The sequence below is a fragment of the Okeania sp. SIO2F4 genome (genome assembly GCF_010672385.1).
Taxonomy (GTDB): domain Bacteria; phylum Cyanobacteriota; class Cyanobacteriia; order Cyanobacteriales; family Microcoleaceae; genus Trichodesmium.
The window spans coordinates 1-9,564 of record NZ_JAAHGT010000322.1; the positions used below are offsets into that span (position 1 = coordinate 1).

Annotated in this window: 7 protein-coding genes; 3 read left to right on the plus strand and 4 right to left on the minus strand. The window is 31.8% G+C overall.

Annotated features, from left to right (window positions below; genetic code table 11):
• Positions 1–761: 761 nt before the first annotated feature.
• Complete coding sequence (locus tag F6K22_RS20030; protein WP_293101676.1) at positions 762–1,850, minus strand: restriction endonuclease; 1,089 nt, start codon at positions 1,848–1,850, stop codon at positions 762–764.
• Between the two features lie 105 nt (positions 1,851–1,955).
• Here F6K22_RS20030 and F6K22_RS20035 point away from each other — a divergent pair, with 105 nt between their 5' ends.
• Positions 1,956–2,084: a hypothetical protein gene (locus tag F6K22_RS20035; protein WP_293101679.1), complete on the plus strand. Its 129-nt coding sequence runs from the start codon at positions 1,956–1,958 to the stop codon at positions 2,082–2,084.
• 1,362 nt (positions 2,085–3,446) lie between these two features.
• Here the strand turns inward: F6K22_RS20035 and F6K22_RS20040 are convergent.
• The gene (locus tag F6K22_RS20040) at positions 3,447–3,713 is read right to left on the minus strand and encodes a hypothetical protein (RefSeq protein ID WP_293101682.1); all 267 of its coding nucleotides are present in this window, start codon (positions 3,711–3,713) and stop codon (positions 3,447–3,449) included.
• Between the two features lie 386 nt (positions 3,714–4,099).
• On the opposite strand from F6K22_RS20040, the gene F6K22_RS20045 reads away from it, so the two are divergent.
• Positions 4,100–5,755 carry an ABC1 kinase family protein gene (locus tag F6K22_RS20045; RefSeq protein ID WP_293101685.1) on the plus strand — a complete coding sequence of 552 codons (1,656 nt, stop codon included), beginning with the start codon at positions 4,100–4,102 and terminating at the stop codon, positions 5,753–5,755.
• 726 nt (positions 5,756–6,481) lie between these two features.
• On the opposite strand, the gene F6K22_RS20050 is transcribed toward F6K22_RS20045, so the two are convergent.
• On the minus strand, positions 6,482–7,204 hold the full coding sequence (locus tag F6K22_RS20050; protein WP_293101688.1) for an MAE_28990/MAE_18760 family HEPN-like nuclease: 723 nt from the start codon (positions 7,202–7,204) through the stop codon (positions 6,482–6,484).
• Positions 7,204–8,322, minus strand: coding sequence for a DUF262 domain-containing protein (locus tag F6K22_RS20055; protein ID WP_293101691.1), 1,119 nt, complete (start codon positions 8,320–8,322; stop codon positions 7,204–7,206). The genes F6K22_RS20050 and F6K22_RS20055 overlap by 1 nt, the downstream gene beginning before the upstream one ends.
• A gap of 884 nt (positions 8,323–9,206) precedes the next feature.
• Between F6K22_RS20055 and F6K22_RS20060 the strand changes: the two genes are divergently transcribed.
• Positions 9,207–9,497, plus strand: coding sequence for a hypothetical protein (locus tag F6K22_RS20060; protein ID WP_293101694.1), 291 nt, complete (start codon positions 9,207–9,209; stop codon positions 9,495–9,497).
• The last annotated feature ends 67 nt before the right edge of the window (positions 9,498–9,564 follow it).

Sequence of the window (9,564 nt, forward strand, 5' to 3'; positions counted from 1 at the left end):
ATTCTTATTGCTGCATACGCAATAGGAGTAATTTCCTACACCTAAGACTGAGCAAAAATTCCTATTGCTGCATACGCAATAGGAGTAATTTCCTACACCTAAGACTGAGCAAAAATTCTTATTGCTGCATACGCAATAGGAGTAATTTCCTACACCTAAGACTGAGCAAAAATTCCTATTGCTGCATACGCAATAGGAGTAATTTCCTACACCTAAGACTGAGCAAAAATTCTTATTGCTGTATACGCAATAAAAGACGTTGGTAAATCAAGAGATGAAACTTTAAAAGTAATTTATTTCTAATACCTCTAAATATTTAACCAGAGTAAGTGATGGGTATCACCTAAGCGTAGAAAATCATCCCACCAATTACCAATGCCCAATAAAAGTTCTCAGACTGCCTAAATCTGAAACTGAGCAAAAATTCTTATTGCTGTATACACAATAAAAGTTCTCAGACTGAGTAAAAACTCCTATTGCTACATACGCAATAAAAGTATTGACTACCTAAATCTCAGAGTGAGCAAAAATTCCTGTTGCTACATACGCAATAAAAGTTCTCAGACTGAGCAAAAACTCATATTGCTACATACGCAATAAAAGTATCGACTATATCCAAAAAGAATAAAAATTAGGCTTTACTTTAGTAAACTTCAACCAAGGTAGAACATCAACAAGTAAATTCTCCAAACTATTCTGTAACTTGAAAAAAGTTTTGAAACCAAACCACTACGGACTAATCCTCTTCAAAAAAAAGTGATTCAAAAAGTCAACCATTCACAAGAAATAATCCCATCAATAAAATCATCTGATAAAGCAACAAAGTCAGAATAAGTAATTAACTTAATACTTTGGCGATCGCCCTTCGACAACAAACTTTCTAAAGGTCTTCTATCTCTAGGAAATACACTATCCCACAAATAAAACATTAATTTATTTTCTATGGATTCTTTAGTAACTTGATTATTCTCTGCTTTCAAAAACCAAACACCAATTTGTTTATCTTCAATACGTCGAATCACTTGATGATTAACCTTAATAAAATCATTTAACTTATTCACAAAATCCAACCATTTTTCTTCCCTACCTTCTATCAATATATCCTTAGTTTTTTCTCTGCCATAACCAGGTACATCCACATATTCCCAATCCCACCTTCTTTTAAAAGCACTATCCAAATAATATATAGACTCATCCGAAGTATTAATCGTAGCGATAATTGATAAATTTCTCGGAATAGAAATTCTCTGAGTTGTCAAATTTTCTAATACTCGTAAACCATCCTGGTTATCATTCATTTCTAGTTTCATTTTTGTCATCTGACAAAACACATCAAAATTACTTCCATCCACCTGTATATTTTTATCAGTTGTTTGAGCATCATATCCCATCGCCCTCAACAAAGCGACTATTTCTAACTCTGATAAATTCACATCATAACTTGACCAATTATCTATCTCTCTATCTAACAATTGAAAAATCGGACCAAAAATAGCAGCAGCATTTCCTCTATTTAATTCATCAATTACCAAAAGTACATTTTGGTTACTACCATCAATTAAATATTTATATGCTAACCCTAATACTCGGATAAAATGACCGGCATAAAACTTATAAATAACAGCACCACCTGCAGTAGTTTGTGGTAATAATTTCCCCAAAAAATCTGAATATGTATATTCAGGATGAAAGACAGTTTTAATTGTATTTTCTAAGAATTTTGTTTGCTCATTCCATTGAATTTGTAAATAATTATTTGCTATCTCCCGTACTTTATAACTTTTGCCTGTACCTGGGCTACCAAATATAATTTTTTGAATAGGTTTAGTTGTTTGAATTATTTCTGACATAGATTTTTTTTATTAGTCTACTTTCAAAGATAAAGTACAAACCATTTCCCAACAAATTTTCCGTTTAACTCAACAAAATCATCAGATTCCTAATGTTTATGAATTATGTTTTTTGTGCCTCTTTACTTAGATATTAATGCTACTATAGAAGCTATAAATTCAGGAGGAAATGGTACAGGTTTTCCTTATTTGCCACAGAAATTTGTAAACTTGCAGATAAAAGTAAAAAATTAGCAGACTACATATAGCAATCCTATTTTATTCGTGTCAAAAATCTTGCCACTTTTTGGTATGGAGGTATGGAGGTAATAGGGAACGGGTAAGAGTTTCGGAGTTTATTTCTAGTTTTTGAATTGTTACAACCTATGCGCGGATTGTTATAGGTACTTTAGTCATAGATATTCAAACAACAATTAACTCTACTGTAGTAGTCACAGAACAAGAAACAAAATATGCACAACAAATAACTCAAATTACTAGAAGTATGGCACAAATTTTTGTAGATGTTGCATAATCAATAGAATAAATCGTCAATAACAACACAAAAATTCCTTCAAACTCTAAACAACAACCAACTGCTACTTAACCAGTAACCAATAATATAGATACTTTAAATAGGAGGAAGCGCAACAAATTATTCAAGGAGTTTAACAAACAGAAATAAAGATCATAAAATTGAATGAAGCCGTATCAAAGCTAAAAGTAATTAGGGTTTGGTGAATAAGTATTATAGGTGAGGGTAGGAGTCAGGAATCAGGAGTCAGGAGAAATAGAAATTACTGAGGATGTAGTTGGAAGAATTGCTCCTTAATTTTTCTGCTCTTGTCTACTAAAAATCCTCACATTCTTAGCGATGGGAAGCAAAAAGCTTATACTTTTTTCGCATAAAAAAGGCTAAAGTTTTTATATGTAAATACTTTTAGATTGTAAGCATTCAGCCGTCAGCTGTCACCTATCAGCTATGAGTTATTAAGTCATTATCATACGAAAGGAGGAATTAGTCTCCAAAGAGAATGAAAACTTATGAATAAAAAGACCATAAGCTAATTTTAGTAAATCTTGTACCTTTAAAAGCTGAATGCTTACTTTGGATTTAATCAGCAAGCCCTAGTTATTTATAACAATTTTCATCTCTGAATGAGATACAAAATTCTTTTGTTTTAGGGAGTAGGAACTATTAATTCGGGAAACAGAAAATAGCAGTGCGACCCTCTAATTAGGGTTTGCTGAAAAAGTCTTTTTTAAAGATTAGTGGAGTAGAGGAGTAATTTTTTTGCCCAACTATACGCCAAAAATGCGCTCCTTTTTGAGCATGAAGAGCTGAAAACCAGGTAATTTTTCAATACCTAAAAAGGCTTTTACCTTTATCTGTCAATGTTTTTAGATTTATTCAGCAAGCCCTAATTAATTTATAGATACAGCAATCCTAAATTTAGTTGTTTAAATAGGGCATTTAAACCTTCTTCCCAACAATTTCTTCAGAGCATTTCATAGGAAAAAGGTAATAGCTGTAGACAACAGCCTCACCCTAGCAATAGGCTAATTAATGACTCCTATTTTAAATAGGATTGCCATACCAAAAATTAAAAATTTATCCTATACCAAAGGCTGTCGCATCGGAGTACGACCGTAAGGATGCCCTTTATAACTAATTACAATTTGATTAGCTAACCATAAATCCAAACAACGACGCATTAATAAGTAGCGATCGCGCCACAGCTCGTGGCACTTTGCTGTAGATGGACAGTCAATCACCATTACTACTCTAGAGCCAACTAACTCTCGCTTTACTTGACAACTGTCTAAGTTTATAGGACTATGAGCATGAAACCGCTCAATTGCTATAGATTCTATATTAGTCATTGCTATTTTAAGTGAATTCTAAAATAAATATAAAAAATTTTGAGTATCATGTAAAGCATAAATCCGTCTAGATTCTTAATTTCTAATTTTATTTCTGTTACAACAGATACTATTTATTAATTCAAAATTAAAAATTCAAAAGTTAAATTATTGCTTTAATAATAATTTCATAAATATTTGCGCTACAGACCCTTTGCTGTTCTAGTTCCATTCCCAATAATTAAACCTGCAACTACTATCAAAAATAATTGACAAATACTGAAAAAAGTGATAATTATCCAAAACAAAAGTTTTTTGTCAACGCTATCTTAATATGTAGATATATACAGACAATCAAATTGTCCCGAAAGCCGAACCAAATATCAACAGCATTATAGGGAGGTCAAGTGTTATCTAGCCTTGCAGTAACTAGCTCTCGTCAAGCAGAAATAGTCGAAATTGTCCTCCGTAACGGTTGGGACTATATGAGAACTCTCCTCACAGGAGGCAAAACTGGTGAACCAGACTTACCAACACCAGCAGTTCTGCGCAATATTCTTATAGATTTAGGCCCAGTGTATGTAAAACTCGGTCAGCTACTGAGTACCCGTCCAGACCTATTGCCAGCAGACTATATCGATACCCTGTCAAGTTTGCAGGCAGATGTGCCACCCATATCTTGGTCTGAAGTAGAAATCTTAATTCGTCAACAACTCTCCCAACCTCTGGAAGAAATATTTAGCTACATTAATACTGAGTGTGTGGCAGCAGGTTCCATTGCTCAAACTTATAAAGCTACTTTAAAAGACGGTACGGAAGTAGCTCTCAAAGTTCAACGGCCTGGCATTGATAAAATAGTTGATAAAGATATTGCTTTACTCAAAAATTTAGGTGAGTTAATCTCATTGACAGAATTTGGCAAAAACTATGACATTCTTTCCTTAGCTGAAGAATTTGGCGATGCTTTGCGAGCAGAACTGAATTTTACTAAAGAAGCTGGTTATACTGATGAACTACGCCAGAACCTATCTACAAGTAAATGGTTTGACCCGAAGCAAATCATGGTTCCGAAAGTATATTGGGAGCTAACCACTTCTAAGCTTTTAGTTCTAGAATGGCTGAATGGTAAACCAATTTTATCAGCAAAAGTCAAAGGTACTAACGACAATGGCGATATAAATTCAGAGAAGCAAGCGCTCTCCACCTTACTATGTCGTGCTTTCTTTCAACAATTTTATATCAACGGTTTTTTCCACGCCGACCCCCATCCAGGCAACATATTTTATTTGCAAGATGGGCGCATTGCTCTACTAGACTGTGGCATGGTAGGTCGCCTCGATCCTCGTAGTCAACAGAATTTAACAGAACTATTATTAGCAATAGTTGATTTAGATGCTCAAAGGTGTACTCAACTAACTTTACAAATGGCTGAAGTTGCTCAACCACCAAACTTAGCTAAGGTAGAAAATGATTATAGCAAAATGCTGAGAAAATATTACAATCTTAGCTTGGCGGAAATCAATTTCTCTGAAGTATTTTATGACATTTTACAACTCTGTCGTAACAACAAAATTAAATTGCCGAGTAATTTAGGTTTATATTCCAAAACTTTAGCAAATTTAGAAGGTGTCGCTCGTAGTTTTTATCCCCAACTTAATCTTTTGGATGAGATTAAACCATTAATGACTGATTTATTTCGCCGACAATTATTAGGGGATGATCCGGTGCAAACTTTATTAAGAACAGCTATTGATGTGAAGAATTTATCTTTAGAGTCGCCTCGTCAACTAGACTTATTTTTAGACAGACTTACTTCCGAAACATTGAAGTGGAATTTGACTCTAAAAGATATTGAACCTTTGCGTCGTAGTGTAGATAAGTCAGCTAATAGATTATCTTTTAGTGTGGTTGTAGGTTCCTTAATTATCGGTGCTGCTATTGTGACTGCGGGTTCTCAAAGTAGTCAGTTATCTGTGTTAAGTGAAGCTTTATTTGCAGTAGCTAGTTTTCTTGGGTTGTGGTTAATTATTAGTATTCTTCGTTCCGGTCGTTGGCGAGAGTAAATACAATTATCAGTTATCAGTTTAAAAGGAAAAATTGCTTACTGGTGACTGATCTAATTGGGGTTTGCCAATTAAATATAAAAGTCTTGATGGATAAAGGTCTTGGAATTTTTAGGTGTAAAAAAGTGTGAGTTTTTAGATTGCTGCAGAAAAATTAAGGAACGATTCTTCCTCCTACCTCCTCTATAATTCCCATTTATTCTGATTCCTGACTCCTACCCAAACCCACTCATATTTTTTCAGCAAACTCTAATTGAAGTTAGAAGTCAGAAGTTAAATTCTTACTGTGACTAAGTTTGATAATTTGAAAATGTCCTAATAATATTATGCTTGAATAATTTATGATAGTTATATTTCAATACGGTTTCCTACAGAATGCTGCGCAAACAGATAAGACCAAAACTCAGAAGCTATCCATCTATAGACTAATTTACTTTCTTCCTTCTTCAAAAAATCCTTAACTCAATAAAGTTGAGTTATATTTCATAATCTGAACATGATATTAGAGAGAATTTGTAGACGAGTCTAAATATTCTTGATTAGTTAAATATGTTTCAATATTCTTATGATAGTTATATTTCAATATGGTTTCCTACGGAATTCTGCGCAAACAGATAAAACTAAAACTCATAAGGTATTTATCTATAGACTAATGTACTTTCTTGCTTCTTCAAAAAATCCTTAACTCAATAAAGTTGAGTTATATTTCATAATCTGAACATGATATTAGAGAAAATTTGTAGACGAGTCTAAATATTCTTGATTAGTTAAATATGTTTCAATATTCTCCAGAATTTGTCTCAAATACTTTACTACCTTATCTTGAATTTTTATTAGTTCATCAGGACTTTTCTCCCTTCCTACCTCTGCAAAAGATTTAATTCCATGTGCTAAATCTTTTCTCTTAGTTTTAACTATTAATAAATCGCTACTATCAGTTTTTGTTTGCGCAGAAAATCCATACTCTTTAGCTAATGTTTTAATCTTTCTAGCATCAAAATTACCAGAAAATAGTTTTTCATTTCCAAAGAATATCTCTCCTTCTTTAAATACCGATTCATCAAATACTATAGTAATAATATCAAGAGATAGATTTTTGATTTTCTCAGTAATTTTATCGGAATTTCTCTGCTTAAGATTATCAAGCACAATTTTTTTTAACTCCGGTCTAATTTGGTCAAATGAAACACCTTGATTTTTTAGTTCATCAAATATTGCTTCAATAGCATTTCTCATTGTCGATTCTATTAAATTGTAAAGCAATAAATAAGCACTTGCCTTGAAGGTATCTTCTAATTCCTTGTCTATTTTTTTAGGTTTATTATTTACTTGACTTTCTGTAATTAATTTAATTTTTCCTTTCTGTAAATCATCGATAAAAGTCAAATATTCACTAACTTCTTTGCAACGTTCATCAAAATCTTGAAATACAAATGATATGTTTGCCATTATTTATCTAACAGTCGATCTCTAACATATTCAATGCGTCGAATTACCTTCTTATTAGAACTACTTGCATCACCTTTCGTGTAATTTTGAAAATTACTCCTAGGAGAATTCAACAAATCATCTCCTTGATACTGAAGATTATTTTTTTCTCTCAAAGCAAGAGCAACACCTACAGAAAGAGATTCAAATTTAACCCTAGTAGTTGTTTGATTTAATTTTTTACCTGAACGAAAACCATTGGGAAAATTTTCTGCGACAAATTCTATCATTTTTTCAAATTCATACTGCATTTTCTCTAAGTCTATATTTTCATCATCATTAGCATTTTTCAAATACTTATCAAGAAAATTAATTATTCCCAACTTACTATCAAAATTTTCATACCTATCCAAGAAAGCAAAAAAACGTAGTACAAATTCTTGAGGATCTTGTCGCTTAATAGCTGCTTGAGAAAAATAACAAAGATTCCTAAATTTTTGTAATTTTGATAATTCATCAATTAAATCAGTAACTTTTCCTGATAATATACCTCTGCGTTTTTCCATTTCATTTAACTGAACACTACCTGTATTAATTCTTTCAAAAATATCTCTTCGTGTTTCCTCATCTGCTTTTTCTGTTAGTTGAATTATCCGAATAGTAGCTCTGTTGAAGCGTCTCTGACGAGAAAGAAGTAAGTCTTCAAATCTAAAATTATTGAGTTGACCTAACTTCTTCAATTCACATAGTATTAGCTCATTTTTAATAAACCTAGTTAAAGTACGGATACGTTGAGTACCATCTATAATCTCTAAACTAGCTTCATCTTCTTCATTTTCTTCATCATTAATATCAGCAACAAATATTGGAGGTATTGGTAATCCTAAAAATACAGACTCAATAAATTTTGACTGCCTTTCATCATCCCAAACCATCTCTCTTTGATAATCAGGTATAAATAACTCATTATTATCGTTTTCTTCTCCTTCCAGATACTTCTGAACAATAACCTCCACTGGATATTCCGTTGTTCGATAATCAACAGCTTTTTGCTTTTCCCTAATCTCAGCTTCAGCAGCTTCTTTTTGTTCATTAGTTATTTGTGATTTACTATTAGTTGCTTTTGACTTTATTGACATATTTTTATTCTAGGTAGTTTGTTGAATATTCAAAGTATATTATAGCTTTAAATCCCTTTAATAAATTCAATTTTTAAGATAGTGAGAGATGATTATAATATTTAATAATTAAAAATTCCCAGAACTTAGTTGGTATATTAATAAGCCATAAATCCCTAAAGAGCAAACATCAATAATAAAATTCCAACCAGTTATTCGAGTTATTAATTTTTGGTTAAGTTTATTTATTCTTTTAGAAGAACATTTTATATTAATTCCTAAGCTACCTGAAAATCCTCGCTCTGTAGCGACCTGTCAAAGCAGCAAGATATCCTACTATTTCAGCCTGTTTAACCAGACTTAATCTGATACTAAATCACAAAAATACTAAATATTCAGTCAAAAATAGATCTCCTTTCCGAAACTTGATTAGCTAAACTTGATATATATAAGTAATAGGCTATATAGCTGTTCAAGTTTCCTCTTTAAATTTTGAGTTAAGTACAAATCCCTAAAAGAGTCTATCAAAAATAATCTGTTTTTTTTAGAGAATGTTTTGTATAAAAAATTATATACCCATCTACCCATGCTGCCCTTCTTATTGAGTATTCCTACCCTTGTTAAAAAAGGGATAGAGTATCTAGATATCAATAAACACTTTCTTGGACTCCTTTCAACTCAGGCTAATTATTACTTTAGGTAATTGAAATTTTTAGCCTGCTAATCAACAAACCTGAGTTTACAGTAAAAAATTTAAGGCAAAAGTAAGTAGACAAAATTATTTGTATATCTATTACTCAGGTATATTTTATATTCCCTCTCTTTCTAACAATTCGCGACGCGGGGTTTCACCGCTGTTCCCTACATCTAATATGAATTAAATTAATTTTACCCTGGTACTTAGTATGACTATTTTATTATTAAAAAAAATCGGTTTAATTGCCTTAATACCTATATGTTTAACTGTATTTTTTGAGTATCCTTCTTTCTCAAAAAACTATACTCAAAATCAAAAATTTTCAGCCAATGAAAATAATATATTGAAACTTAAAAAAACTCAGTCTGTTAAACATAAAAATCAATATTCCAACACATATCTTATAAATGGAATGGAAGTATCTGAAGATGGCTGTATTTTCAAAAATTTAAGATTGAGAAATGGCATGAATCTCAAAATCAAACAAAACTGTAATTAGGGTGGGCTGAATAAATCTATAACTCATATATAAGAGATTTAATACCATATTGCACAATCAGGAATGA

Bases quoted from the DNA above. Each gene is read 5' to 3' on its own strand.
- F6K22_RS20030 (WP_293101676.1), bottom strand. From the start codon at position 1,850: ATGTCAGAAATAATTCAAACAACTAAACCTATTCAAAAAATTATATTT.
- F6K22_RS20035 (WP_293101679.1), top strand. From the start codon at position 1,956: ATGTTTTTTGTGCCTCTTTACTTAGATATTAATGCTACTATAGAAGCT.
- F6K22_RS20040 (WP_293101682.1), bottom strand. From the start codon at position 3,713: ATGACTAATATAGAATCTATAGCAATTGAGCGGTTTCATGCTCATAGT.
- F6K22_RS20050 (WP_293101688.1), bottom strand. From the start codon at position 7,204: ATGGCAAACATATCATTTGTATTTCAAGATTTTGATGAACGTTGCAAA.
- F6K22_RS20055 (WP_293101691.1), bottom strand. From the start codon at position 8,322: ATGTCAATAAAGTCAAAAGCAACTAATAGTAAATCACAAATAACTAAT.
- F6K22_RS20060 (WP_293101694.1), top strand. From the start codon at position 9,207: ATGACTATTTTATTATTAAAAAAAATCGGTTTAATTGCCTTAATACCT.